The organism is Streptomyces orinoci (assembly GCF_003121295.1).
GTDB classification, from domain to species: domain Bacteria; phylum Actinomycetota; class Actinomycetes; order Streptomycetales; family Streptomycetaceae; genus Streptomyces; species Streptomyces orinoci.
This window is the reverse complement of sequence record NZ_PHNC01000031.1, coordinates 289,656-314,676: the sequence shown is the minus strand read 5'-3', so window position 1 is coordinate 314,676 and position 25,021 is coordinate 289,656. Positions and strand designations below refer to the sequence as shown.

The 25,021-nt window shown below is 68.3% G+C and carries 22 protein-coding genes, 2 tRNA genes and 1 pseudogene; 18 read left to right on the top strand and 7 right to left on the bottom strand.

The window, feature by feature from the left end:
• Positions 1 to 90: 90 nt before the first annotated feature.
• From CV755_RS23550 to rpmH, 5 genes and pseudogenes are all read right to left on the bottom strand, one after another.
• Entirely contained in the window at positions 91 to 615 is a 525-nt protein-coding gene (locus CV755_RS23550) for a Jag family protein (RefSeq protein ID WP_109282282.1), read from the bottom strand.
• 13 nt (positions 616 to 628) lie between these two features.
• On the bottom strand, positions 629 to 1,729 hold the full coding sequence (gene yidC, locus CV755_RS23545; protein WP_109282281.1) for a membrane protein insertase YidC: 1,101 nt from the start codon (positions 1,727 to 1,729) through the stop codon (positions 629 to 631).
• A 3-nt stretch (positions 1,730 to 1,732) separates the two neighbouring features.
• Entirely contained in the window at positions 1,733 to 2,050 is a 318-nt protein-coding gene (gene yidD, locus CV755_RS23540; RefSeq protein WP_109282280.1) for a membrane protein insertion efficiency factor YidD, read from the bottom strand.
• A 98-nt stretch (positions 2,051 to 2,148) separates the two neighbouring features.
• A pseudogene (gene rnpA / locus CV755_RS23535) lies at positions 2,149 to 2,508 on the bottom strand (ribonuclease P protein component); the annotation flags it as partial.
• A 24-nt stretch (positions 2,509 to 2,532) separates the two neighbouring features.
• The gene (gene rpmH, locus CV755_RS23530) at positions 2,533 to 2,670 is read right to left on the bottom strand and encodes a 50S ribosomal protein L34 (protein ID WP_003956500.1); all 138 of its coding nucleotides are present in this window, start codon (positions 2,668 to 2,670) and stop codon (positions 2,533 to 2,535) included.
• Positions 2,671 to 3,119: 449 nt separating this feature from the next.
• Here rpmH and dnaA point away from each other — a divergent pair, with 449 nt between their 5' ends.
• From dnaA to CV755_RS36315, 10 genes are all read left to right on the top strand, one after another.
• The gene (gene dnaA, locus CV755_RS23525) at positions 3,120 to 4,979 is read left to right on the top strand and encodes a chromosomal replication initiator protein DnaA (protein ID WP_109282278.1); all 1,860 of its coding nucleotides are present in this window, start codon (positions 3,120 to 3,122) and stop codon (positions 4,977 to 4,979) included.
• Positions 4,980 to 5,886: 907 nt separating this feature from the next.
• Positions 5,887 to 7,017 (top strand): DNA polymerase III subunit beta, encoded by a 1,131-nt coding sequence (gene dnaN / locus CV755_RS23515; RefSeq protein WP_109282277.1) that lies wholly within the window; start codon positions 5,887 to 5,889, stop codon positions 7,015 to 7,017.
• Between the two features lie 118 nt (positions 7,018 to 7,135).
• Positions 7,136 to 8,011: a phosphogluconate dehydrogenase (NAD(+)-dependent, decarboxylating) gene (gnd, locus tag CV755_RS23510; protein ID WP_109282276.1), complete on the top strand. Its 876-nt coding sequence runs from the start codon at positions 7,136 to 7,138 to the stop codon at positions 8,009 to 8,011.
• Between the two features lie 36 nt (positions 8,012 to 8,047).
• Positions 8,048 to 9,172, top strand: coding sequence for a DNA replication/repair protein RecF (gene recF / locus CV755_RS23505; RefSeq protein ID WP_109282275.1), 1,125 nt, complete (start codon positions 8,048 to 8,050; stop codon positions 9,170 to 9,172).
• On the top strand, positions 9,169 to 9,684 hold the full coding sequence (locus CV755_RS23500) for a DciA family protein (protein ID WP_109282274.1): 516 nt from the start codon (positions 9,169 to 9,171) through the stop codon (positions 9,682 to 9,684). The genes recF and CV755_RS23500 overlap by 4 nt, the downstream gene beginning before the upstream one ends.
• A gap of 306 nt (positions 9,685 to 9,990) precedes the next feature.
• The gene (gene gyrB, locus CV755_RS23495; RefSeq protein WP_109282273.1) at positions 9,991 to 12,012 is read left to right on the top strand and encodes a DNA topoisomerase (ATP-hydrolyzing) subunit B; all 2,022 of its coding nucleotides are present in this window, start codon (positions 9,991 to 9,993) and stop codon (positions 12,010 to 12,012) included.
• A 46-nt stretch (positions 12,013 to 12,058) separates the two neighbouring features.
• Entirely contained in the window at positions 12,059 to 14,704 is a 2,646-nt protein-coding gene (gene gyrA / locus CV755_RS23490) for a DNA gyrase subunit A (protein WP_109282272.1), read from the top strand.
• A gap of 3 nt (positions 14,705 to 14,707) precedes the next feature.
• Entirely contained in the window at positions 14,708 to 15,460 is a 753-nt protein-coding gene (locus CV755_RS23485) for a DUF3566 domain-containing protein (protein ID WP_109282271.1), read from the top strand.
• Between the two features lie 50 nt (positions 15,461 to 15,510).
• Positions 15,511 to 15,584: transfer RNA gene (locus tag CV755_RS23480), tRNA-Ile, on the top strand.
• 170 nt (positions 15,585 to 15,754) lie between these two features.
• On the top strand, positions 15,755 to 15,889 hold the full coding sequence (locus CV755_RS36315; protein ID WP_003958712.1) for a DLW-39 family protein: 135 nt from the start codon (positions 15,755 to 15,757) through the stop codon (positions 15,887 to 15,889).
• 136 nt (positions 15,890 to 16,025) lie between these two features.
• Here CV755_RS36315 and CV755_RS23470 read toward each other — a convergent pair whose 3' ends face one another.
• Positions 16,026 to 17,168 (bottom strand): serine/threonine-protein kinase, encoded by a 1,143-nt coding sequence (locus tag CV755_RS23470; protein ID WP_109282270.1) that lies wholly within the window; start codon positions 17,166 to 17,168, stop codon positions 16,026 to 16,028.
• 20 nt (positions 17,169 to 17,188) lie between these two features.
• Positions 17,189 to 17,734 carry a helix-turn-helix domain-containing protein gene (locus CV755_RS23465; RefSeq protein ID WP_109282269.1) on the bottom strand — a complete coding sequence of 182 codons (546 nt, stop codon included), beginning with the start codon at positions 17,732 to 17,734 and terminating at the stop codon, positions 17,189 to 17,191.
• Between the two features lie 117 nt (positions 17,735 to 17,851).
• Between CV755_RS23465 and CV755_RS23460 the strand changes: the two genes are divergently transcribed.
• From CV755_RS23460 to CV755_RS23425, 8 genes are all read left to right on the top strand, one after another.
• Positions 17,852 to 17,924, top strand: a tRNA-Ala gene (locus CV755_RS23460).
• Between the two features lie 326 nt (positions 17,925 to 18,250).
• Complete coding sequence (locus CV755_RS36790; RefSeq protein ID WP_277751854.1) at positions 18,251 to 18,379, top strand: hypothetical protein; 129 nt, start codon at positions 18,251 to 18,253, stop codon at positions 18,377 to 18,379.
• Positions 18,376 to 18,564, top strand: a complete 189-nt coding sequence (locus CV755_RS35420; RefSeq protein ID WP_193553464.1) for a hypothetical protein — start codon at positions 18,376 to 18,378, stop codon at positions 18,562 to 18,564. The genes CV755_RS36790 and CV755_RS35420 overlap by 4 nt, the downstream gene beginning before the upstream one ends.
• Positions 18,565 to 19,161: 597 nt before the next feature.
• Positions 19,162 to 19,869: a response regulator transcription factor gene (locus CV755_RS23445; protein ID WP_109282268.1), complete on the top strand. Its 708-nt coding sequence runs from the start codon at positions 19,162 to 19,164 to the stop codon at positions 19,867 to 19,869.
• A 654-nt stretch (positions 19,870 to 20,523) separates the two neighbouring features.
• Positions 20,524 to 22,044, top strand: a complete 1,521-nt coding sequence (locus CV755_RS23440; protein ID WP_277751853.1) for an FAD-dependent monooxygenase — start codon at positions 20,524 to 20,526, stop codon at positions 22,042 to 22,044.
• A 69-nt stretch (positions 22,045 to 22,113) separates the two neighbouring features.
• Entirely contained in the window at positions 22,114 to 22,443 is a 330-nt protein-coding gene (locus tag CV755_RS23435; RefSeq protein WP_109282266.1) for a TcmI family type II polyketide cyclase, read from the top strand.
• 67 nt (positions 22,444 to 22,510) lie between these two features.
• Entirely contained in the window at positions 22,511 to 23,779 is a 1,269-nt protein-coding gene (locus CV755_RS23430) for a beta-ketoacyl-[acyl-carrier-protein] synthase family protein (RefSeq protein ID WP_277751852.1), read from the top strand.
• Complete coding sequence (locus CV755_RS23425) at positions 23,776 to 24,990, top strand: ketosynthase chain-length factor (protein WP_109282264.1); 1,215 nt, start codon at positions 23,776 to 23,778, stop codon at positions 24,988 to 24,990. Before CV755_RS23430 ends, CV755_RS23425 begins: the two co-directional genes overlap by 4 nt.
• Positions 24,991 to 25,021 lie beyond the last annotated feature (31 nt).

The following is a 25,021-nucleotide window of genomic DNA, read 5'->3' as shown; positions in this document are numbered from 1 at the left end:
TTCCGTACAACGTTGTGGGCTATCAGGCTGACAAGGTTCGGCCCCGCCTGCGTGCAGACGGGGCCGAACCACAACTACCGGAGACAAGCGTCAGGCGGGCAGCACGACCACGCGGCGCTGCGGCTCCTCGCCCTCGGACTCGCTCCGCAGGCCCGCGGCGGCCACCGCGTCATGGACCACCTTGCGCTCAAAGGGAGTCATCGGGTCCAGCTTGACCGCCTTGCCGGTGGACTTGGCCTCCGCCACCGCCTGGGCGCCCAGCTTGGCCAGCTCCGCCCGCTTACGGGCCCGGAACCCGGCGATGTCCAGCATCAGCCGGCTGCGGTCACCGGTCTCCCGGTTCACCGCCAGCCGGGTCAGCTCCTGGAGCGCCTCCAGCACCTCGCCGTCGCGCCCCACCAGCTTCTGCAGGTCACGGCTGTCGGCGTCGTCGCTGATGATGGAGACCGAGGCCCGGTCGGCCTCGACATCCATGTCGATGTCGCCGTCGAGATCGGCGATGTCCAGCAGACCCTCGAGGTAGTCGGCGGCGATCTCGCCCTCCTGCTCCAGGCGGGACAGGGTGTCGGTGCCCTCGGCAGCGGCCGCACTGGTCTGGTGCTGGGTGTCCGTCACGGTGGACTCCTTCTTACTTCTTGGACGAGGGGTGCTGGGGCCGCTGCTGGCCCTTGCGCTGCCCGGACTTGGCGCTGCGCGGGGAACCGCCCTGCTCGGGCTTGGCGTCCTCCGGCTGCTGCTTGGCCGCGCCATTGCCGGAGGAGGCCCGGGTACGGGGCTGGCCGGCACCGGCGGGGGCGCCGGTCTGCTGCCGCTTGGCCTTGGTCTGGCGCTTGGGCTGCTGGCGCGCGGCCCGGGCGGCCTCGGCGGCCTGCTTGGCCTCGATCTCCGCCGGGTCCTCCTTGAGCTTGCCCTTGGCGCGCAGCCGCTCCTGGCGCTGCTTGTAGGCGAGGCTGCCCGGAGTGGGGTTGCGGCGGATGACGAACAGCTGCTGGCCCATGGTCCACACATTGGTGGTCAGCCAGTAGATCAGAACACCCACCGGGAAGTTGATGCCGAAGACGGCGAACATCACCGGGAAGACGTACATCAGCATCTTCTGCTGCTGCATAAACGGCGTCTTCACCGTCAGATCGACGTTCTTGGTCATCAGCTGCCGCTGCGTGATGAACTGCGACAGCGACATCAGCACGATCATGATGACCGTGACCACCCGCACATCGGTCAGGGTGGCCCCGAGCGACTCGACCTTGTGGGCGCTGTCCATGAACTTCACCGACAGCGGGGCACCGAAGATATGCGCGTGCCGGGCGCTGTTCAGCAGGTCCTGGTTGATGACGCCGACCGTCTTGCCCTGCGCGATGTGGTTGAGGACCTGGTACAGCGAGATGAAGAAGGGCGACTGCGCGATGATCGGCAGACAGCTGGAGAGCGGGTTGGTGCCCGTCTCCTTGTAGAGCTTCATCATCTCTTCGGACTGGCGCTGCCGGTCGCTCTTGTAACGCTCCTGGATCGCCTTCATCTTCGGCTGGAGCGCCTGCATGTTCCGCGTCGCCTTGATCTGCTTGACGAACAGCGGGATCAGGCAGATACGGATCAGCACCACCAGCGAGACGATGGACAGACCCCACGCCCAGCCGCTGTCCCTGTCGAACATCAGGGAGTAGAACGAGTGGAACTGGACGATGATCCAGGAAACTGCGTAATAGAGAGGACGGAGGATCGTGTCCACGAATCAGGCTCCTTGGGCGTTGGGCTGAGTCTCGGGCTGTGCGACGGGCCCCAGCACGGGGTGCCCGCCCAGTCGGCTCCTCAGCCGCTGGTGCCAGACCGGACGCTTCCGGGGAGGTACGTGGTCGACGCCACCGAGCGACCACGGATTACAGCGCAGGATGCGCCAGGCCGTCAGCGCCGTTCCTTTGATCGCGCCATGCACCTGGATGGCCGTATAGCCATAGTGCGAGCACGAGGGGTAGTACTTGCAGACCGGGCCCAGCAGCGGGCTGATGGTCCACTGGTACAGCTTGATCAACCACAGCAGCGGATACTTCACCGTGCGCTCCCTCCCGGGCCTGGGCCCGGTGTCCGGAGATCGCCCTCCGGGGGATTGCAGCTTCGCGGCGCCCTGTCCCCGGCGGCACCGGGAACATCCCCACCCAACAGCCGCTGCAGCGCGGTATCCAGGTCGCGGGCCAGCTGACCGTGATCCGCCTCGCCCGCGCCCGGCAGGGCGCGTACCACCACCAGGCTACCGGCGGGCAGCTGCTCCAGCCGGTCACGCATCAGGTGGCGCAGCCTCCGCTTGACGAGGTTACGGACCACTGCCTTGCCCACGGCCTTGCTCACGACGAAACCCGCACGCGCCGGGGGAGCACTCTCCCCAGGTGCGTGCGGGTCCGTTGCACCGCTGCGCAGGTGGACGACGAGGAGCGGGCGGCCTGCCCTGCGCCCTCGTCGGACCGCGGTCGCGAAGTCCTCGCGCCGCCTCAGCCGAGACTCGGAAGGCAGCACATCAGGACCTTGATGTCAGGCTGGTCAGGCCGACAGGCGGGCGCGACCCTTGCTGCGGCGGGACGCGAGGATCGCGCGGCCGGCACGGGTGCGCATACGCAGCCGGAAGCCGTGGGTCTTCGCGCGGCGGCGGTTGTTCGGCTGGAAGGTGCGCTTGCTCACTCGGGGACTCCAGAAATGAATCGTGTGATGGCGGGACATCGCCTGGCTGTCACCGTGCGCCCACGAGGAAGCTCGCAAGTGCGCAAGTGCACCGCTTCACGATCATCTCCCGTCTACGGGAGAGTGACCCTTGCCCATCGGAGGCAGGCGGCAGCAGCCATCGACAACTCGACCGGGCTACGGTACGCGCGATTACGCCATCCGGTCAAACCGGGAGCGCACCAGCCACCACCGTAGCGGTCCCACCGGCCCGCCCCGGCCACGCCATGCCCGGGGACGCCGGGACGCCCGCCGCATGGCACAGTTGTGCACACCCTGTGGACAACGACTTGAACCACGCACCACGGCCTGACTACCGTGACTGAACTCCGAATCCTTCCCGCCCATCCCGAGAACCACACTTTCGTGGGACTCAAGGGCTCCCCAAGCTGACCGAGAGAGCGTGCCCTGTGGCTGACCTGCCTGCCGATCTTGCCGCAGTCTGGCCGCGCGTGCTGGAACAGCTGCTCAGCGAGGGCCAGGGCGTCGAGAGCAAGGACGAGCACTGGATCAAGCGGTGCCAGCCGCTGGCCCTGGTGGCCGACACCGCGCTGCTCGCGGTGCCCAATGAATTCGCCAAGGGTGTGCTGGAGGGCCGGCTGGCCCCGCTGGTCAGCGAGACCCTCAGCCGGGAGTGCGGCCGGCCGATCCGGATCGCCATCACCGTGGACAACACCGTGGGCGCGGAACCGGCCGCCCCGGAGCGTCCCGAGCGCCCGCAGCGCTTCGAGCCCCCCGCCGACCGGGGCCGGGAGCCCTACGAGGGCTATGACACCCGCGGCGGCTATGAGGCCCGCGAGCCCCGGGAGCCCTACGGCCGCCCCTCCGCCGCCGAGGACCTGCCGGCCGTCCGTCCCGCCTACCCCGACTACGACCGGCCCCGCACCGAGCCCGGCGCCTGGCCGCGCCACTCAGCCCCGCCGGCCCAGGAGCGCGCCGAGTACGGCTGGCAGCAGCCCCGCTTGGGCGGCTTCACCGAGGCTGAACGCGACCCCTACGCCGGCCAGCCCGCGCCCTCCGGTTACGAGTCATCCGGCTATGAGTCCGCCGGGTACGAGCCCCAGCAGGGCGACTACCGCCCCGGCGTACCGGCGTACGAGCCGCAGCGCCGTGAGCTGCCCGAGCCCCCCGCCCGCGGCGGCGCCCAGAGCGAGCGCCCCGCGCCCGGCGGCGCCTCCGCCGACCGGCCCGCGGGCGGCTCCGGCTCCGGTTCCGCCGGCTCCGGCCCGGCCGAGCCCACCGCCCGGCTGAACCCCAAGTACCTCTTCGACACCTTTGTCATCGGCGCCTCCAACCGCTTTGCCCACGCGGCCGCGGTGGCGGTGGCCGAGGCCCCGGCCAAGGCGTACAACCCGCTGTTCATCTACGGCGAGTCCGGGCTGGGCAAGACCCATCTGCTGCACGCCATCGGGCACTATGCGCGCAGCCTCTACCCGGGCACCCGGGTGCGCTATGTGAGCTCGGAGGAGTTCACCAACGAGTTCATCAACTCCATCCGCGACGGCAAGGCGGACGCGTTCCGCAAGCGCTACCGCGACATGGACATCCTGCTGGTGGACGACATCCAGTTCCTGGCCAGCAAGGAGTCCACCCAGGAGGAGTTCTTCCACACCTTCAACACCCTGCACAACGCCAACAAGCAGATCGTGCTGTCCTCGGACCGGCCGCCCAAGCAGCTGGTGACCCTGGAGGACCGGCTGCGCAACCGCTTCGAGTGGGGCCTGATCACCGACGTCCAGCCGCCCGAGCTGGAGACCCGGATCGCCATCCTGCGCAAAAAGGCGGTGCAGGAGCAGCTCAACGCCCCGCCGGAGGTGCTGGAGTTCATCGCCTCCCGTATCTCGCGCAACATCCGCGAGCTGGAGGGCGCCCTCATCCGGGTCACCGCCTTCGCCAGCCTCAACCGGCAGCCGGTGGACCTGGGCCTGACCGAGATCGTGCTCAAGGACCTGATCCCGGGCGGCGAGGACGCCTCCCCGGAGATCACCGCGCCGGCCATCATGGCCGCCACCGCCGACTACTTCGGGCACACCGTGGAAGACCTCTGCGGGGCCTCCCGCAGCCGGGTGCTGGTGACCGCCCGGCAGATCGCCATGTATCTGTGCCGGGAGCTCACCGACCTCTCGCTGCCCAAGATCGGCGCCCAGTTCGGCGGCCGGGACCACACCACGGTGATGCACGCGGACCGCAAGATCCGTGCGCTGATGGCCGAGCGGCGCTCCATCTACAACCAGGTGACGGAGCTGACCAACCGCATCAAGAACGGCTGAGCCAGGCACACGAGCACGCCGCCAAGGGCGCCTCGGGACGGATCCCGGGGCGCCCTTCGCCGTTCCGGAGGCGTTCCGGAGGTGCTCCCGAGGCGCTCCGGAGCCCCTTCGCGGGCGGTCCCGCGCCGCCGTCATCGCCCCGCACCGCCCACCCCTTGTTCGATTACGCGCCGATGACCAGCGGTTCTCCACAGAATCCGCCCGCGAGCGGCGTCCACACCCTGGGGACCGGAAAGTTATCCAGATGATGTCCACAGCGGGGCCTGTTGATAGTCCATCAGGGGAGGTCAACGGCGTGTGGATTTGTGGTTGACGGGATTCCACACCCTGTGGACGACCGCTCCGTGCACAGCCACGCCGCCGGTTGTCCACCGTCCGCCCACAGGCAGCGCCCCGTTGTGCACAGCCTTTCCACACGGATGTCCACTGTTCGGCAACGAAACGCCCGGAGCTACCGGGGAGAGTGAAAGGCGTCACACCAAGTTGCCGGGTTGCCCTGTGGGGAACGCGGGTAAAACTGGGGACGGCCCTGGGGAGAAGTGCCCCCACCCTGTGCACCGCCTGTGCAGAACTTTCCGTTCTCCACAGCGACCCCCGCTTTTCCACCACCGCCGCCCACAGGCCCAGTGGACAAAAATCCCGGCCTGACCTGGGCGAAGCCGGTTTTCCACGGTTTCCACAGGGCCTACTACTACGACCACAGAGTTCAAGCGGGGAAATCGCTTCGAAGTGGGTCCTGTGCACAACTTCGCCTCGGGCCGCCGAACGCCACCCGGGCCGACTTGACCCCGAGCAGCAACAGCTGTCAGCGGTGTGCGTCAGACTGGTCTCCGGCTACTGAGGCCGAAGACAGTCGAAGACGACGCCGGCAAGGCGACGAGCCAGCAACAAGCAGGAGGCGGTTCCGGTGAAGATCCGGGTGGAGCGCGATGTACTCGCGGAGGCAGTGGCCTGGGCGGCCCGTAGCCTCCCGGCCCGTCCGCCGGTGCCGGTCCTCGCCGGCCTGCTGCTGAAGGCCGAGGACGGCACGCTCAGCCTCTCCGGCTTCGACTACGAGGTCTCCGCCCGGGTCTCGGTGGAGGCCGATGTGGAGGAGGACGGCACCGTCCTGGTCTCCGGCCGCCTGCTCGCCGACATCTGCCGCGCACTTCCCAACAGGCCTGTGGAGATCTCCACCGACGGCGTGCGGGTCACCGTGGTCTGCGGCTCCTCCCGCTTCACCCTCCACACCATGCCGGTGGAGGAGTACCCGGCGCTGCCCCAGATGCCCACCGCCACCGGCAGCGTCCCGGCCGAGGTCTTCGCCTCCGCCGCCGCCCAGGTGGCCATCGCCGCCGGCCGGGACGACACCCTGCCGGTGCTCACCGGTGTCCGCATCGAGATCGAGGGCGACACGGTCACCCTGGCCTCCACCGACCGCTACCGCTTCGCCGTCCGCGAGTTCCTGTGGAAGCCGGAGACCCCGGATGTCTCCGCCGTCGCCCTGGTCCCGGCCAAGACGCTGCTGGACACCGCCAAGTCGCTCAGCGGCGGCGAGAGCGTCACGCTGGCGCTGTCCGGCTCCGGCGCGGGCGAGGGCCTGATCGGCTTCGAGGGCGCCGGCCGCCGCACCACCACCCGCCTGCTCGAGGGCGACCTGCCCAAGTACCGCACCCTCTTCCCGACCGAGTTCAACTCGGTCGCGGTGATCGAGACCGCCCCCTTTGTGGAGGCCGTCAAGCGCGTGGCCCTGGTCGCCGAGCGCAACACCCCGGTGCGGCTGAGCTTCGAGCAGGGTGTGCTGATCCTGGAGGCCGGTTCCAGCGATGATGCACAGGCTGTGGAAAGGGTGGACGCCCGGCTGGAGGGCGAGGACATCTCCATCGCCTTCAACCCCGGCTTCCTGCTGGAGGGCCTGTCCGCGATCGACTCCCCGGTCGCCCAGCTGTCCTTCACCACCTCCACCAAGCCCGCGCTGCTCAGCGGCAAGCCGGCGGTGGACGCGGAGGCCGACGAGGCCTACAAGTACCTGATCATGCCGGTGCGGCTCTCCGGCTGAGGCGGCCCCAGGCGACGGAGCGTTTGAGCGCTCCGTCCCGACAGGTGTGCGCCAGGGCCCGGGCGTAGGCTCGGACCGGGGAACAATCCGCAACCACTACGGCATAGAGGATCAACTGATGGAGCTCGGTCTCGTCGGTCTCGGCAAGATGGGCGGCAATATGCGTGAGCGCATTCGCCGCGCAGGCCACACCGTCATCGGATACGACCGCAACCCGGACCTGGCGGATGTCCACAGCCTCAAGGAGCTTGTGGACTCCCTGTCCGGTCCGCGCGTGGTGTGGGTCATGGTCCCGGCCGGGGCCGCCACCCAGTCCACCATCGACGAGCTCGCCGAGCTGCTCTCGCCCGGCGACATCGTGGTGGACGGCGGCAACTCCCGCTGGACCGACGACGAGAAGCACGCCGAGCAGCTGGCCGCCAAGGGCATCGGCTTTGTGGACTGCGGCGTCTCCGGTGGCGTCTGGGGCCTGGAGAACGGCTATGCCCTGATGTACGGCGGCGACGCCGAGCATGTGGCGAAGGTCCAGCCGGTCTTCGACGCGCTCAAGCCCGAGGGCGACTTCGGCGCGGTGCACGCGGGCAAGGTCGGCGCCGGCCACTTCGCCAAGATGGTCCACAACGGCATCGAGTACGCCATGATGCAGGCCTATGCCGAGGGCTGGGAGCTGCTGGAGAAGGTGGACTCGGTCACCGATGTCCGCGAGGTCTTCCGCTCCTGGCAGGAGGGCACGGTCATCCGCTCCTGGCTGCTGGACCTGGCCGTCAATGCGCTGGACGACGACGAGCACCTGGAGAAGATCCGCGGTTACGCGGCCGACTCCGGCGAGGGCCGCTGGACGGTGGAGGCCGCCATCGACAACGCGGTGCCGCTGCCGGCGATCACCGCCTCGCTGTTCGCCCGCTTCGCCTCCCGCCAGGACGACTCCCCGCAGATGAAGATGATCGCCGCGCTGCGCAACCAGTTCGGCGGCCACGCGGTCGAGAGCAAGTAACACCCCCCGCAGAACCAGGAGGCTCGGCGCGCACTCATGCACGTTTCGCATCTCTCGCTCGCCGACTTCCGCTCGTACGCCAGGGCCGAGGTCCCGCTCGGCCCTGGCGTCACCGCTTTTGTCGGCCCCAATGGCCAGGGCAAGACCAATCTGGTGGAGGCCGTCGGCTATCTGGCCACCCTGGGCAGCCACCGGGTCTCCACGGACGCCCCGCTGGTGCGCCTGGGCGCCGAGCGGGCCGTCATCCGGGCCGCCGTGGTGCGGGACGAGCGGCAGCAGCTGATCGAGCTGGAGCTCAACCCCGGCAAGGCCAACCGGGCCCGGATCAACCGTTCCTCCCAGGTCAGACCGCGCGATGTGCTGGGCATCGTACGTACCGTGCTGTTCGCCCCGGAGGACCTGGCGCTGGTCAAGGGTGATCCGGGGGAGCGCCGGCGCTTTCTGGACGAGCTGGTCACCGCCCGTTCCCCGCGGATGGCCGGGGTGCGCTCGGATTATGAGCGGGTGCTCAAGCAGCGCAACACCCTGCTGAAGTCGGCGGCGATGGCCCGTCGGCATGGTGGCCGTTCCATGGACATGTCCACCCTGGATGTCTGGGACCAGCATCTGGCCCGGGCCGGTGCCGAACTCCTGGCCCACCGCCTGGAGTTGATCGCCGCGCTGCTGCCGCTGGCGGATCAGGCGTATGAGCGGCTGGCGCCCGGCGGCGGTCCGGTGGCCTTCGACTACAAGGGTCCGCTGGGCACCGAGAGCGTGCGCGGCCGCGAGGAGCTGTACCAGGTGCTGCTGGACGCGCTGGGCGAGGCGCGCAAGCAGGAGATCGAGCGCGGGGTGACGCTGGCCGGCCCGCACCGGGACGATCTGGTGCTGCGGCTGGGGAAGCTGCCCGCCAAGGGGTACGCCAGCCATGGCGAGTCCTGGTCGTATGCGCTGGCGCTGCGGCTGGCCTCGTATGAGCTGCTGCGTGCGGAGGGCGCGGAGCCGGTGCTGGTGCTGGACGATGTCTTCGCCGAGCTGGACGCCCGGCGCCGGGAGCGGCTGGCCGCCCTGGTGGCCGGCGGTGAGCAGGTGCTGGTGACGGCCGCGGTGGCCGAGGATGTGCCGGACGCGCTGTCCGGTGTCCGGTACGCGGTTTCCGAGGGCACCGTGGAGCGGGTGTGAGCGAGCGGACTCCTGAGCCCTCCGGGGTGGATCTGGCGCGGGTGGCGTTGCGGGCCGCCCGGGAGCAGGCGCGGGCGCGGGGCGCGGCCGCGCAGCAGAAGAAGCAGGCCAGGCGGGGCGGGCTGCGTTCGGGCGCGCGGGCGGACGGGCGTGATCCGCTGCCGCTGGGGGCGGCGATCAGCCGTCTGATCACCGAGCGGGGGTGGGAGACGCCCACCGCGGTGGGCGGGGTGATGGGCCGCTGGCCGCAGATCGTGGGCCAGGAGGTGGCGCTGCACTGTGCTCCGCAGCGTTATGAGGAGGAGGCCCGGGTGCTCACCGTGCAGTGTGACTCCACCGCCTGGGCGACCCAACTGCGATTGCTGGCGCCGCAGTTCGTGGCCAAGCTCAATGAGCGGCTGGGGCCGGGCACGGTGCGTTCGATCAAGGTGCTGGGGCCGGGCGGTCCGGCGCGCCGGTACGGGCCGCTGCGCGCCCCGGGCAGCAGTGGTCCGGGCGACACCTATGGGTGAGGGGTGACGGGGCGGCTCCGGTGAGACTCCGGTCACGGTTGCGGGCGGTTGACAGCCCGAAGCGCTGAGTGCCGCTGTGAGCCCCTTGGAGCCCGGGGCCACATATAGGGAGTCGGCTGAGGCCGGTTCAGGGCGGCACATGAGGACTCAGGCGCCGCCAAACCCCCATTCATGTCGGCGCTACCGGTAGACTGGTGGCATTCCGTCGCCAATTCGCGGAACAAGTCGAACGACGCAGCCGCTCCTGCCTGTCCGCCGGGTACCGCCGGCCGGGGGCAACTCCCCGCAGCAGTCAGGGGAAGGTCTGTGCTGTGCCAGAAAGGGCGCTTCGTGGCCGATTCCGGCAACCCCAACGAGAACACCACCCCTTCCGCTCCCGGCGGTGAGACGTCGTACGACGCCAGTGCGATCACCGTGCTGGAGGGCCTGGACGCGGTCCGCAAGCGGCCGGGTATGTACATCGGCTCCACGGGCGAGCGTGGTCTGCACCACCTGGTCTATGAGGTGGTCGACAACTCCGTGGACGAGGCCCTGGCGGGCCACGCGGACACCATCGATGTGACGATCCTGCCGGACGGCGGGGTGCGTGTGGTGGACAACGGCCGTGGCATCCCGGTGGGCATCGTCCCCTCCGAGGGGAAGCCGGCCGTGGAGGTCGTGCTGACAGTGCTGCACGCGGGCGGCAAGTTCGGCGGTGGCGGTTACGCCGTCTCCGGTGGTCTGCACGGCGTCGGCGTCTCGGTGGTCAACGCGCTGTCCTCGCGGGTGGCCGTGGAGGTCCGGACGGACGGCTTCCGCTGGACCCAGGACTACAAGCTGGGCGCTCCCACGGCTCCGCTGCAGCAGAACGAGCCGACCGAGGAGACCGGTACCTCGGTCACCTTCTGGGCCGACGGCGACATCTTCGAGACCACCGAGTACTCCTTCGAGACGCTCTCCCGGCGCTTCCAGGAGATGGCCTTCCTCAACAAGGGCCTGACCATCTCGCTGACCGACGAGCGTCCGGACCATGTGGACGAGGAGGGCAAGCCGCTCTCGGTCCGTTACCACTACGAGGGCGGTATCTCGGACTTCGTCCGCTACCTCAACTCGCGCAAGGGCGAGCTGGTCCACCCCACGGTGATCGACTTCGAGGCGGAGGACACCGAGCGCAAGCTCTCCCTCGAGGTGGCGATGCAGTGGAACACCCAGTACTCCGAGGGTGTCTACTCCTTCGCCAACATCATCCACACCCATGAGGGCGGTACTCATGAGGAGGGCTTCCGGGCCGCGCTGACCTCGCTGGTCAACAAGTACGCGCGGGACAAGAAGCTGCTGCGGGAGAAGGACGACAACCTCACGGGTGACGACATCCGCGAGGGCCTGACGGCGATCATCTCGGTGAAGCTGAGTGAGCCGCAGTTCGAGGGCCAGACCAAGACCAAGCTGGGCAACACCGAGGCCAAGACCTTTGTCCAGAAGGCGGTCTATGAGCACCTGACGGACTGGCTGGACCGCAACCCCAACGAGGCGGCGGACATCATCCGCAAGTCCATCCAGGCGGCCACCGCCCGGGTGGCGGCCCGTAAGGCGCGGGATCTGACCCGGCGCAAGGGTCTGCTGGAGACGGCCTCGCTGCCGGGCAAGCTCTCGGACTGCCAGTCCAATGACCCGACCAAGTGCGAGATCTTCATCGTCGAGGGTGACTCCGCCGGCGGCTCGGCCAAGTCCGGCCGTAACCCGGAGTACCAGGCGATCCTGCCGATCCGCGGCAAGATCCTCAATGTGGAGAAGGCGCGGGTTGACAAGATCCTGCAGAACCAGGAGATCCAGGCGCTGATCTCCGCCTTCGGCACGGGTGTGCACGAGGACTTCGACATCTCCAAGCTCCGCTACCACAAGATCATCTTGATGGCGGACGCCGATGTGGACGGCCAGCACATCAACACCCTGTTGCTGACCTTCCTGTTCCGCTTCATGCGCCCGCTGGTGGAAGCCGGTCATGTCTATCTCTCCCGCCCCCCGCTCTACAAGATCAAGTGGGGCAAGGACGACTTCGAGTACGCCTACTCCGACCGCGAGCGCGACGCCCTGATCCAGCTGGGCCGGGAGAACGGCAAGCGGGTCAGGGACGACTCGGTGCAGCGCTTCAAGGGTCTCGGCGAGATGAACGCCGAGGAGCTGCGGGTGACCACCATGGACATCGACCACCGGGTGCTCGGCCAGGTCACCCTGGACGACGCCGCCCAGGCGGACGACCTGTTCTCGGTGCTGATGGGCGAGGACGTCGAGGCGCGGCGCTCCTTCATCCAGCGCAACGCCAAGGACGTCCGCTTCCTCGACATCTGAGTCGGCCTGGACCAACTTCCGCGGCTTGAAAGGACTTTGAACGACAATGGCCGACGAGACCACTCCCGAGACTCCCCCCACGCCCACCCCCGTCACGCCCGAGGGCCAGCCGGCCGCCATCGAGGGCGTGGGAATGCGCGTCGAGCCGGTGGGGCTCGAGACCGAGATGCAGCGCTCGTACCTGGACTACGCGATGAGCGTGATCGTCTCGCGTGCGCTGCCCGATGTGCGTGACGGTCTCAAGCCGGTGCACCGCCGGGTGCTGTACGCCATGTACGACGGCGGCTACCGGCCGGAGAAGGGCTTCTACAAGTGCGCCCGTGTCGTCGGTGACGTCATGGGTACCTACCACCCGCACGGTGACGCCTCCATCTACGACGCCCTGGTGCGGCTGGCCCAGCACTGGTCGATGCGGATGCCGCTGGTGGACTCCAACGGCAACTTCGGCTCCCCGGGCAACGACCCGGCGGCCGCCATGCGGTACACCGAGTGCAAGATGGCGCCGCTGTCGATGGAGATGGTCCGGGACATCGACGAGGAGACCGTCGATTTCCAGGACAACTACGACGGCCGTAACCAGGAGCCGACGGTGCTGCCGTCGCGCTTCCCCAACCTGCTGGTCAACGGCAGTGCCGGCATCGCCGTCGGCATGGCCACCAATATCCCGCCGCACAATCTGCGCGAGGTGGCCGAGGGTGCCCAGTGGTACCTGGCCAACCCCGGGGCCACGCCCGAGGAGCTGCTGGACGCGCTGATCGAGCGGATCAAGGGCCCGGACTTCCCGACCGGCGCCCTGGTGGTGGGCCGCAAGGGCATCGAGGAGGCCTACCGCACCGGCCGCGGCTCGATCACCATGCGCGCGGTGGTCGAGGTGGAGGAGATCCAGAACCGCCAGTGCCTGGTGGTCACCGAGCTGCCCTACCAGGTCAACCCGGACAACCTGGCGCAGAAGATCGCCGACCTGGTGAAGGACGGGAAGATCGGCGGTATCGCCGATGTCCGCGACGAGACCTCCTCGCGCACCGGCCAGCGGCTGGTGATCGTCCTCAAGCGGGACGCGGTCGCCAAGGTCGTCCTCAACAACCTCTACAAGCACACCGATCTGCAGACCAACTTCGGTGCCAACATGCTGGCGCTGGTGGACGGGGTGCCGCGCACCCTCTCCCTGGACGCGTTCATCCGCAACTGGGTGACGCACCAGATCGAGGTCATCGTCCGCCGGACCCGGTTCCGGCTGCGCAAGGCCGAGGAGCGGGCGCACATCCTGCGCGGTCTGCTCAAGGCGCTGGACGCCATTGACGAGGTCATCGCGCTGATCCGGCGCAGTGACACGGTCGAGGTGGCGCGGGCGGGCCTGATGGGCCTGCTGGAGATCGACGAGATCCAGGCCAACGCGATCCTGGAGATGCAGCTGCGCCGGCTGGCCGCCCTGGAGCGCCAGAAGATCGTGGCGGAGCACGACGAGCTCCAGGCCAAGATCAACGAGTACAACGCCATCCTGGCCTCGCCGGAGCGGCAGCGCGGCATCATCAGCGAGGAACTGACCGCGATCGTCGAGAAGTTCGGCGACGACCGGCGCTCCATGCTGGTGCCCTTCGAGGGCGATATGTCCATCGAGGACCTGATCGCCGAAGAGGACATCGTGGTGACCATCACCAACGGTGGCTATGTCAAGCGCACCAAGACCGAGGACTACCGGTCGCAGAAGCGCGGCGGCAAGGGTGTGCGGGGCACCAAGCTGAAGCAGGACGACATCGTCGATCACTTCTTTGTCTCCACCACCCACCACTGGCTGCTGTTCTTCACCAACAAGGGCCGGGTATACCGGGCCAAGGCGTATGAGCTGCCGGACGCCGGCCGGGACGCCCGCGGCCAGCATGTGGCCAATCTGCTGGCCTTCCAGCCGGACGAGCGGATCGCCCAGATCCTGGCCATCCGCGACTACGAGGCGGCGCCCTACTTGGTGCTGGCCACCAAGTCGGGCCTGGTGAAGAAGACCCCGCTGAAGGACTACGACTCCCCGCGTTCCGGTGGTGTGATCGCCATCAACCTCCGGGAGATGGAGGACGGCCGCGAGGACGAGCTGATCGGTGCCGAGCTGGTGTCGGCCGACGACGATCTGCTGCTGATCAGCAAGAAGGCGCAGTCCATCCGGTTCACCGCGACCGATGACTCGCTGCGGCCGATGGGCCGGGCCACCTCGGGCGTCAAGGGCATGAGCTTCCGGGAGGGTGACGAACTGCTGTCGATGAACGTCGTCCGTCCGGGCACCTTTGTCTTCACGGCTACCGACGGCGGCTATGCCAAGCGCACGCCGGTGGACGAGTACCGGGTGCAGGGCCGCGGTGGTCTGGGCATCAAGGCGGCGAAGATCGTGGAGGACCGGGGTTCGCTGGTCGGCGCGCTGGTGGTCGAGGAGGGGGACGAGATCCTGGCGATCACCCTCAGCGGTGGCGTGATCCGTACTCGGGTCAGCGAAGTCCGGGAAACCGGCCGTGACACCATGGGCGTCCAACTGATCAACTTGGGCAAGCGGGATGCCGTGGTAGGCATCGCCCGTAACGCCGAGGCCGGCCGGGAGGCCGAAGAGGTCGATGAGGAGCCGTCGGCCGGGGCCGCGGACGTGACGGGTGGCGAGGCGCCCGAGACGGGCGAGGGCGGGGAGCCCTCGGCCGAGACCACCGAGGAGTAGGACGTGAGTCGAGCCACGGGCGCCGCGGGTGGGCGTCGCGGTTCCGCGAACAGCGCATCCGATGAGACCGGCGCCCGTGTCCCCGGCGGGGACGGGGCAGACTCCCGGGGCGGGTCCACCACGGGCAGGGGGATAACCATGACGGACACCCGAGAGCCGTACCACCCGCCGAAGGCCTATGAGCCTCCGGCGGAGGCCGCCAAGGCGGCCGGGGGCAATGGGGCCAAGAAGGGCACCGGGGCGGCCGCCAAGGCCGCCGCCCCGGCGGGGAAGACCACCGCCGGCGCCAAGACCGGCGCCAAGGCCGCTGTGCCGCCCCAGCAGGCCGAGCGGCCGGTCCGGGAGACCGCCGGGCGCCCGGCCCCGGCCGCGGACGGTCCGGGGCCGCGTACCCGCTCGGCGCGGCTGCGGGTGGCCAAGGCCGACCCCTGGTCGGTGATGAAGGTCAGCTTCCTGCTGTCGGTGGCGCTGGGCGTGTGCACCATCGTGGCGGTCGGGGTGCTGTGGCTGGTGCTGGACGCCATGGGGATCTTCTCCGCGGTGGGCAGCACCATCAGTGACGCCACCTCCGGCGAGGGCGGCGGCTTCGACCTGCAGTCCTTCCTGTCGCTGCCGCGGGTGCTGATGTTCACCGTGATCATCGCGGTGATCGAGGTGGTGCTGGCCACCGCGCTGGCGACGCTGGCCGCCTTCGCCTACAACCTCTCCGCCTCCTTTGTGGGCGGGGTGGAACTGACCCTGGCCGAGGACGACTGACCGCGATTTTGGGACTGGGCCCCAAGTGCGCTAATCTTTCGGTGCAGCGCGGGGCTATAGCTCAGACGGTTAGAGCGCTTCCCTGATAAGGAAGAGGCCACAGGTTCAAGTCCTGTTAGCCCCACCGGCGCGATCGGCCCGGACGGAGATTTTCTCCGTCCGGGCCGATCGGCTTTTCCGGTACGGCAGTTGGGATCGGGCAAAGGCCGGGCACAGGTCACCGATCGGTATCGGCCGGTGTGTATCATCGGCCACCAGCAGTCCCCTTACGTCAAGGAAAGACGAGGTCGCGCGGTGAAGAAGCTCCTCCTGGTCGCACTGGCCGCCATCGGCGGGCTCCTCGTGTACCGCCAGATCCAGGCGGATCGCGCCGAGCAGGATCTGTGGACGGAGGCGACCGACTCCGTGCCCGCAGGTTCGGGTGTGTGAGACATAGAGCCCCTTTGACCGGGTCCCGGCCGTGATGACGGCGGGGGCCCGGTTCGCTTTTCCCGCTGTAACCGCCATACACCCGAGATCTATTTGCCAACGCAAATAAAATGATTGCGAAGGTGAATACCCCCGGTCAGGCGGTGGCCAGCGCCCAGATCCCCACCGCCAGGCAGAACAAGGCCAGCAGCAGCACCGGCACCGCGACCCTGGCGGGCGGCCCGTACGCCCGCCGGACGTCCCCCGGGGTGGCAGGCAGGGGAAGCGTCGGCGCGGGCGGCGTGGGGCCCGTCACGGGCGTCCGGACCGGGGTCCCCGGCGGCGTCCGCGGCGGGTGTACGGGCGGTGGCGGCACGGCGGGCATGGCGCCCCAAGTACCGTGCGCCACGGCCGTACCGGGCTCCGGCCCGGCCGGACCGAAGCCCGGCGGCAGCGGGCCGAGCTGGTCGAAGACCTCGATCCGCTCCTCCTCGGCGCCCGGCTCCGGCAGCAGCTCCAGCACCGGCGCCAGCGCCTTGCGCACCCCGGTGGCGCTGCGGAACCGCAGCGCGGGATCCGGCTGCAGCAGACCGGCCACCACCTCCCACAGCGGCGCGGGCACCTCGTCCGGCGGTCCGGGCACGCCCTGTTCCTCGAACCGCCGCACCAGGGCCTCGGCATCCGGCTTGCGCCCGGAGAGCAGATAGAGCGCCACCAGCCCCACCGCGAACAGATCCGCCGGGAAGTCCGGTTCCTCGCCCGCCATTTGCTCCGGCGCGAAATAACCGGGCGTCCCCATCACATAGTTGGCCTGGGTCAGCCGGGGCTCGCCCTTGCGCATGGCGACCCCGAAATCCGACAGCCGCAGATGCGGACGCCCCGTTCCGGTGGCCTCCAGAAGGAGATTGGCGGGTTTGATGTCACGGTGCACCACGCCCTCCAGATGCACCGCCGCCAGCCCGGCCAGCAACTGGTCCAGCAGGACACAGACAAAGCGCGGCGGCAACGGACCGTAGTCACCGATGAGATGGGCCACCGAGCCGCCGCGCACCAGGTCCATGGTGAACAGCACCTTGTCGTCGTCCGCCGCCCAGCTCCGCGGCGCCAGCACATGCGGATGGTCGATGCGCAGCGCCTGTTCGCGGACGAACCTCAGCAGGGTGTGGGCGTCGGAGTGCAGCAGCACCTTGGCGGCCACATAGCGCCCGCGGCGCCGGTCCCAGGCGCGCCAGACGGCCCCCGCGCCGCCGCGCCCGACGGGATCGACGAGGTGGTACCGCCCGGCGAACAGCTCACCCATCAGCCCCGCTCCGGGCGCCGTCAGCTCTGGTGCGCCTCATAGTGGGCGACCGCCTCGGCGGTGCGCCCGGCGCCGTACACCCGCAGGAATTCGGCGAGTTCGGGGTGGGCGGGGGCGAGGGTGTCGGCGGCGTCGATGATGTCCCCGGCGCCGGCCACCGAGCGCAGCAGCGACTGGATCTCGCGGACCACCCGCTTGACGGTCGGGGCGCCGCTGCTGGCCGTGGTCTGGGTGGAGTTGAGGACCGAGCCGCCCGAACTGCGCTTGACCTCCTCCATCCGCTCCGCCGCCTCGGCGGCGCTGACGCTGCCATCGGCGACCTGGGTGGAGAGCTCCTGCAGCGCCTGAACCCGCTGTACCACCGCCGGGTTGCCGATCTTGGCGCGCTGACCGCTCATCAACTGCGAGAGCATGGGCGCCGAAAGACCCAGCACGGAGGCGAGACGGGCCTGGTTGAGGCCGAGATCGTCGATGAGACGGCGGAACAGGGCCCCCAGCGGCTCCCCGTACCAGCTCCGCTGCAGCTCTCGTGCGCGGGCCGTGGCATCCTGCTGTGCTGCGTCCATCTCGCTCTCCCCTTCGCTTCGCTGCCGCGAATCTTGCGCTGCATCCTACGGAGAGCGACGGGTACGGGCGATACCCGGTCGGGAACACCTCCGGCACCGGGTAGTCTGGTGCAGGACGGGGCCTTAGCTCAGTTGGTAGAGCGCTGTCTTTGCATGGCAGATGTCAGGGGTTCGACTCCCCTAGGCTCCACTCGCCGAGAGGCCCTCTGACCTGCGGAAACGCGGGTCAGAGGGCCTCTCCGTGTTTATAGCGTCAACACCGTGTCAACAAGTCTCGGCCATAACGTGCCATCCGTGGCAGCATCGGGAAGCGGGAGAAAAAGGACGGCACGGTGTCGTACGCCGTGCTGTTCCGTGCCGACGGGGCGAGGGACGCGAAGCAGGAGTCAGAGGTCTTCGACGACGAGACAGCCGCTGAGCGCTTCCGGGACCTGGCGAACGGACACGGACAGCAATGGCCGCCCGGCTGCGATACGCGGCCGCGGGTTCACCGCGGACCTGCGCAGCCCGGACGAGATGTTCGAGCCCTTCGCCATGAAGCAGATCGACCTGCTCACCGGCGTCCAGGGGGACACCAAGGCCAAGTACCACCGGTTGGTCGAACAGAAACATGTCGCCGTGGTTCAAGAGCTACTCGGTGGGTGACGGGGAGGGCGGCACCAGCCGCGACGAACCCGTGCAACTACACCCGCCTGGCCCGTCTCGACGGCGAAGAGGCCGAGGAGGAGATGGTCTTTCTCGAACGCGAGGAATACGCCTGGATCCACGAGTGCATGGCCGAGGACGCCAAGGACCTCATCGAGACCTTCGCGGAAACCGGGGGCCGGTAGGGTGAGATCACCGCGCTCCAGCCCCGGGACCTCCGCCGCCGCAACGGACGCCCCGCCCTCCGCATCCAGCGGGCGTGGAAGCGTGACGAGGACGGAAAGCCCTGCCTGGGGGCACCGAGGGCGAAGAAGAGCCGCCGCACCATCGTGATTTAAGCTGGCTTCGCAGGTCGGCATCCGGGATTCGAAAGATACAGGGCGCCCTGCTCTGCGAGTGTCGAAGCCGTCGTGGGTATCCCTCATCAGCGACATTCAGGCTGGCCGGTTCGACTATGAGCCAAACAGCTGAAGGGCCGGCCTGCCATTGGTTTTGGCTCCATTCCAAACGGTCTGAGGGGATCCAATTCCCTTTCATGAGCTGGTCGCCGATACGTCCGGCATGGTTATCCAAGTGGTGCAGCTATGAAGTCGGCCACCGGCATGAAATGTCCGGTTTGGGGTCAGTTTTCCGATTTCTTTGTGATACTCGTGGTAACGGTGTCCGACTTGCGACAGAGTGGGTATTACCTCTTGTGATTAGGTGCACAGTGTGCTGAGTGTGGCCCGTTCCGCTGATACTGTCCAACTGCGTACAAGAACGGCAGCCGGGGGGCCATTTAAATGCGAGTGCTTATAGCGGCAGGGGATGCATCTGCAGGTGAATCTCTCGCCCATAACCTCCGTCTAAAAGGATATGAAGCGCGGCTTGTGGGCGCCGCGAGGGGCGTTTTGGCGGCCTATTACGCGGTCGACCTGGTAATTGTGGATTTAGACCTTCCCGATATGGATGGACTGGAGGTCTGCCGGAGAATTCGTGTCGCCTGTGAGACGCCGATCATTGCCGTGTCGCCAAGGGGTACTGAACTGGATTGCGTACTGGCCCTGCGGGCCGGCGCGGACGACTGCGTGGTGAGGCCGTACCGGTTTCAGGAACTCGCTGCCCGCATCGAAGCGGTCATGCGGCGTGCGCGCCCGACGCGGCCGACCGAGAAAATCATCACCTACGGACCTCTGTGCGTATACCAAGACGCCCGCGAAGTCCGCATGCGCGGAGATGTTGTCAACGTCACGCGAAAAGAATTCGACCTACTTTCACTCCTGGCCTCCAGGCCTGACAGCGTGGTGAGTAGACGAGAAATCATGTCGAAGGTCTGGGACGACAGCTGGAGCCGCTCCGGCCGTACTATCGACACTCACGTCAGTAGCCTGCGGAACAAACTGGGTTCCACTTCCTGGATCGTCACCGTGCGCGGTGTTGGATTCCGGATCGGCCGCCCCTGGGACCACACCCGAACCGTAGAATCACACGCGGACCGTAGAACGGCGTAGAGCGGTACAGCAGGCCAGCACCGGCCGCACATACATGGCATGGGCCTCCTGAGAGCATCGGGAGGCCCATGCCTCTCTTCTTTCCGGGGTCGCGGCAGCGGGTGAACCGTACCCGGCGCTGCTCGCTGGCAATTCCCAACACCTTCACCGCTGACTTGGCTGTGTCAGAGGACTTGGGAGGGGAGAGGCGTCTGCCGAGGGGTCGACAGGACTGTGCCTTGGATCTCCTGCCTCCAGCGAGGACTGGAAGACGGCCGGCGGTCCCGGGCCGAAGGTGGTGACCTTGCGCTGCCGGACCGCGGCTGTTAGCAGCGCTCCGCATCTGCAAGCAGCACCGCTCGGTCGTAGCGTGGCGTTGATATCCCTCTTACGCGGCAGCCGGGTTCTTCCTGCCGGGACTGCCGACGCAGCCTCGCAACGGCACCGGGTAGCGAGTGTCAGCGAGCCAGTGGCCCCTCCCCGGAAGCCGGTGGTAAGCACTTCCCTGCTGCAGACTTTGAAGTTCTCTGACATTGACCTTGCGTTCTCCTGAAGAATTGACGTTTCTCTGCGGAAGCCTCACACAGGCATTGAAAGGGAGTGTTGATCCCAATCACCGGAGATCAGAAAATTGAGTCCGCACGGCGTTGCTGAACAAAGCAAGGGGGAAGGTTCGTGGCAGCCGAGAAAAGGCCCGCGGACACGGCAGTCCTGATTGTGGGTGCCGGTCCGGCAGGACTTATGTTGGCTGGAGAACTCCGGTTGGCAGGAGTGGAAGCCATCCTTGTGGACCGCCTTGCCGAGCCGAGCGGAGAATCCCGCGGACTGGGGTTCAATGCGCGCACCATGGAGATATTCGACCAGCGGGGAATTCTCCCATTGTTCAGCGATCTGGCGACGAGTCGCGCTGGCCACTTCGGCGGGCTACCGGTGGATTTCGGCGTGCTTGAAAGCGGGCATTTTGGTGCCCAGGGCGTTCCCCAGGCGCGCACCGAGGAAGTGCTCACCGCATGGGTTACCGGGCTCAATATGGAGATCCGGCGCGGCTGGGAGCTCGTCGGCCTGGCCGACGACGGCAGCGGAGTCAACGCGCGGTTCCGAACCCCGGACGGCGAAAGGGAGCTACGGGCCTCCTACCTAGTGGGGTGCGATGGCGGCCGTAGCACCGTACGGCGGCTGGCCGACTTCGAGTTCACCGGCACAGCGGCGACCATGGAGCTGCTCTTGGCCGATGTGGCGGGCGCCGACATTCACCCGCGGCCCATCGGCTCGTCGGCGCCCGGCGGCATGGCCATGTGCGCCCCGCTGGGCGGCGGCGTGATGCGCGTCATCATGTGCGAGCGCACTGGGCCCGCGCGTCGCCGTACTGCCCCCCCTGACTTCGAGGAGGTGGCCGCTGTCTGGCAGCGCCTCACCGGCGAGGACATCAGGAACGGCACGCCACTGTGGGTCAGTTCGTTCGGCAATGCCACCCGCCAGGCCAGCCGGTATCGCCAAGGACGGGTGCTGCTGGCCGGGGACGCCGCCCACATCCACCTGCCCGCAGGCGGCCAGGGCCTCAACGTCAGTGTCCAGGACGCCGTCAACCTGGGCTGGAAGCTTGCCGCCGAGGTGCTGGGCCGGGCACCGGAGGGGCTGCTGGACACCTACCACTCCGAGCGGCACCCTGTGGGCGCCCGACTGCTGCTGAACACCCAGGCGCAGGGGCTGCTCATGCTCGGCGGTGATGCCGTACAGCCGTTGCGCGAGGTCCTCAAAGAACTGATCCGCTATGAGGACGTCAGCAGGCATCTGGCCGGCATGGTCAGCGGCCTGGATGTGCGTTACGAGGCCGGGCCCGGTGACCATCCTCTGGTTGGTCGGCGTATGCCGGACGCTGAGATTGGCCCAGCCGAAGGCCCCTCCCGCATCTACCCGTTGCTGCGCGGGGCCAGAGGCATACTGCTCGATTTCTCCGACGACGCGGGGCTGCGCGGTGCGGCCGCCGGGTGGGCGGACCGGGTGGACATCGTCACGGCCAAGGTACTTGTGTCCGGCGCGGACGAACCGTTCGCCGCGACCGACGCCGTCCTGCTGCGGCCCGACGGCCATGTGGCCTGGGCCGCTCCCGGCCGGACTGCTCTGCCCGAAGCCCTTCGGCGCTGGTTCGGCGCTCCCGGCCCAGCGGACCGGGGCGGGGAGCGCGGGGCCAGTTGACCACGGGCCGCGCGTACCGCGTCGGCCCAATCCACCTACTCCACCTATGGGAATCAGGAAGGAAGCAGGATGCACAGCACCCTGATCGTGGCTCGCATGGCGCCGGGGTCGGCCGATGAAGTCGCGCGTCTTTTCGGCGAGTTCGACAAGTCGGAGATGCCTGGACTGATGGGCACGCGTCGTCGGCAGCTCTTTTCGTACCAGGGCCTCTACTTCCACCTCCAGGACTTCGACTCGGACAACGGAGGAGAGGCCATTGAGGAGGCGCGCACCAACCCGTTGTTCGTGAACATCAGTGAGGACTTGAAGGCCCACATCGAGGCTTACGACCCCGATACCTGGCGGTCGCCCGCCGATGCCATGGCACGGCGCTTCTACTACTGGACCCAGGACTCATGACCGGCCCACTCCATCGGCGATTGGACGGACACCGGGTATGCGAGTTCCCTGAACGGAGGCTGTGCCAGTGGCACGTCGGGTGGTAATCACCGGAATAGGAGTCGTGGCGCCGGGCGGGGTCGGCGTCAAGAATTTCTGGAGCTTGTTGAGCGAGGGCAGGACGGCGACCAGGAAACTCTCCTCGTTCGACGCATCACCATTCCGCTCGCGGGTGGCCGCGGAAGTTGATTTCGACCCGCAGCTGCACGGCCTGTCCCCGCAGCAGATCCGCCGCGCCGACCGGGCGACGCAGTTCGCCATGGTGGCGGCCCGGGAGGCAGTCGAAAGTAGCGGGCTGGACCTTTTGGACCTCGACGTGACCCGGACCGGCGTGACCATCGGGAGCGCGGTTGGCTGCACCATGGGCCTGGAGGAGGAATACCGCGTCGTCAGCGACAACGGCCGCAAGTGGCTGGTCGACCATGAGTATGCGGTGCCGCACCTTTACGGGCACATGGTGCCAAGCTCGATCGCGACCGAGGTGGCCTGGCAAGTCGGCGGAGAGGGCCCAACCGCGGTGGTGTCCACCGGCTGTACCTCTGGTCTGGACTCGGTCGGGTACGCCCGCGAGCTGATCATCGAAGGGTCGGCCGACGTCATGGTGGCCGGCGCCACCGACGCGCCGATCTCACCGATCACAGTTGCGTGCTTTGATGCCATCAAGGCGACGACACCGCGCAACGACGACCCAGAGCACGCCTCCAGGCCGTTCGACAACAGCCGCAACGGCTTTGTCCTCGGCGAGGGCTCCGCCGTTTTCGTTTTGGAGGAACTGGAGCGAGCCCGACGGCGGGGAGCGCACATCTACGCCGAGATCGCAGGCTTCGCCTCGCGGTGCAACGCCTTCCACATGACCGGCCTCCGCCCGGACGGCCGCGAGATGGCTGAAGCCATCCGTACGGCTACGCGGGAGGCCCGGGTGAATCCTGAGGACATCGACTACATCAACGCCCACGGCTCAGGCACCCGTCAGAACGACCGGCATGAGACCGCCGCGTTCAAGAGCAGTCTCGGTGAGCACGCGTACCGGACCCCGGTCAGCTCGATCAAGTCGATGATCGGGCACTCGCTCGGGGCCATCGGCTCCATCGAGATCGCCGCGTCCGTGCTGGCCATGGAGCACAACGTGGTCCCGCCCACCGCGAATCTGCACGACCCGGACCCTGAGTGCGACTTGGACTACGTGCCGCTGACCGCGCGCGACCACCACACCGACACCGTGCTCACGGTGGGCAGTGGGTTCGGCGGCTTCCAGAGCGCGATGGTGCTGACCGCCCCGGACAGGAGGAACGCATGACCGCCTCGGTAGTGGTGACTGGTCTCGGTGTCACTGCGCCCAACGGGCTTGGCATGGCGGACTACTGGTCCGCCACCCTGGAAGGGCGCTCCGGCATCGGCCGCGTCACCCGGTTCGACGCCGAGAAGTACCCAACCCGGCTGGCCGGCGAGGTGCCAGGGTTCGACGCTGGACAGTATCTGCCCGGACGGCTGCTGCCGCAGACCGACCACATGACGCGGCTGGCGCTTGTCGCAGCGGACTGGGCCCTGGACGACGCCGGCGTTGTCCCTGCAGAACTGCCCGAGTTCTCCATGGGCGTGGTGACCGCCAGTTCTTCCGGCGGCTTCGAGTTCGGCCAGCGGGAGCTGCAGAACCTGTGGAGCAAAGGCAGCCAGTACGTCAGCGCCTACCAGTCCTTCGCCTGGTTCTACGCGGTGAACACCGGCCAGATCTCCATCCGTCATGGCATGCGTGGCCCGAGCGGCGTGGTGGTCACCGACCAAGCGGGCGGGCTCGACGCCGTCGCACAGGCCCGTCGGCAGATCCGCAAGGGCGTCAGCCTGATTGTTTCTGGTGGCGTGGACAGCTCCGTTTGCCCCTGGGGCTGGGTCCCGCAGCTCGCGACCGGCCGGCTCAGCACGGCCGACGACCCGGACCGGGCCTACCTGCCCTTCGATGAGGCCGCCGCCGGTCACGTTCCAGGCGAGGGCGGCGCGATTCTGATCCTGGAGGACGCGGACGCGGCGCGGCGCCGGGGAGCGGAGCACGTCTACGGTGAGATCGCCGGCTACGGCGCCACCTTCGACCCCCGGCCGGGCAGCGACCGCGAACCTGGCCTGCGCAGGGCGATCGACGTGGCGCTGGCAGACGCCGGCATGGCCGCTGCGGATATCGACGTCGTCTTCGCCGACGCCGCCGGCACCACCGAGCTGGACCGTATCGAAGCCGATGCGATCAACGCGGTCTTCGGCCCGCACGCTGTCCCGGTCACCGCGCCGAAGACCATGACGGGCCGACTGCACTCCGGTGGCGCGCCACTCGACCTGACGGCGGCGCTGCTCGCCCTGCGGGACGGCGTGATCCCGCCGACCGTCAACGTCACAGCCGCACCCGGGTATGGGCTTGACCTGGTGACCGGAGAAGCGCGGGAGAGGCCGCTCACCTCCGCACTGGTTCTCGCCCGCGGCGTCGGCGGCTTCAATTCGGCCGTCGTCGTGCGTGCCGTCTGACCCACACGGCGGTCACTCCTTCCGCTCGACA

Excerpts from the sequence above, each read along its gene's own strand:
- gnd (WP_109282276.1), top strand. The coding sequence starts at position 7,136 with ATGGAGCTCGGTCTCGTCGGTCTCGGCAAGATGGGCGGCAATATGCGT.
- CV755_RS36790 (WP_277751854.1), top strand. The coding sequence starts at position 18,251 with ATGTTCGAGCCCTTCGCCATGAAGCAGATCGACCTGCTCACCGGCGTC.
- gyrA (WP_109282272.1), top strand. The coding sequence starts at position 12,059 with ATGGCCGACGAGACCACTCCCGAGACTCCCCCCACGCCCACCCCCGTC.
- CV755_RS23445 (WP_109282268.1), top strand. The coding sequence starts at position 19,162 with ATGCGAGTGCTTATAGCGGCAGGGGATGCATCTGCAGGTGAATCTCTC.
- CV755_RS23470 (WP_109282270.1), bottom strand. The coding sequence starts at position 17,168 with ATGGGTGAGCTGTTCGCCGGGCGGTACCACCTCGTCGATCCCGTCGGG.
- recF (WP_109282275.1), top strand. The coding sequence starts at position 8,048 with ATGCACGTTTCGCATCTCTCGCTCGCCGACTTCCGCTCGTACGCCAGG.
- CV755_RS23435 (WP_109282266.1), top strand. The coding sequence starts at position 22,114 with ATGCACAGCACCCTGATCGTGGCTCGCATGGCGCCGGGGTCGGCCGAT.
- CV755_RS23465 (WP_109282269.1), bottom strand. The coding sequence starts at position 17,734 with ATGGACGCAGCACAGCAGGATGCCACGGCCCGCGCACGAGAGCTGCAG.
- CV755_RS23425 (WP_109282264.1), top strand. The coding sequence starts at position 23,776 with ATGACCGCCTCGGTAGTGGTGACTGGTCTCGGTGTCACTGCGCCCAAC.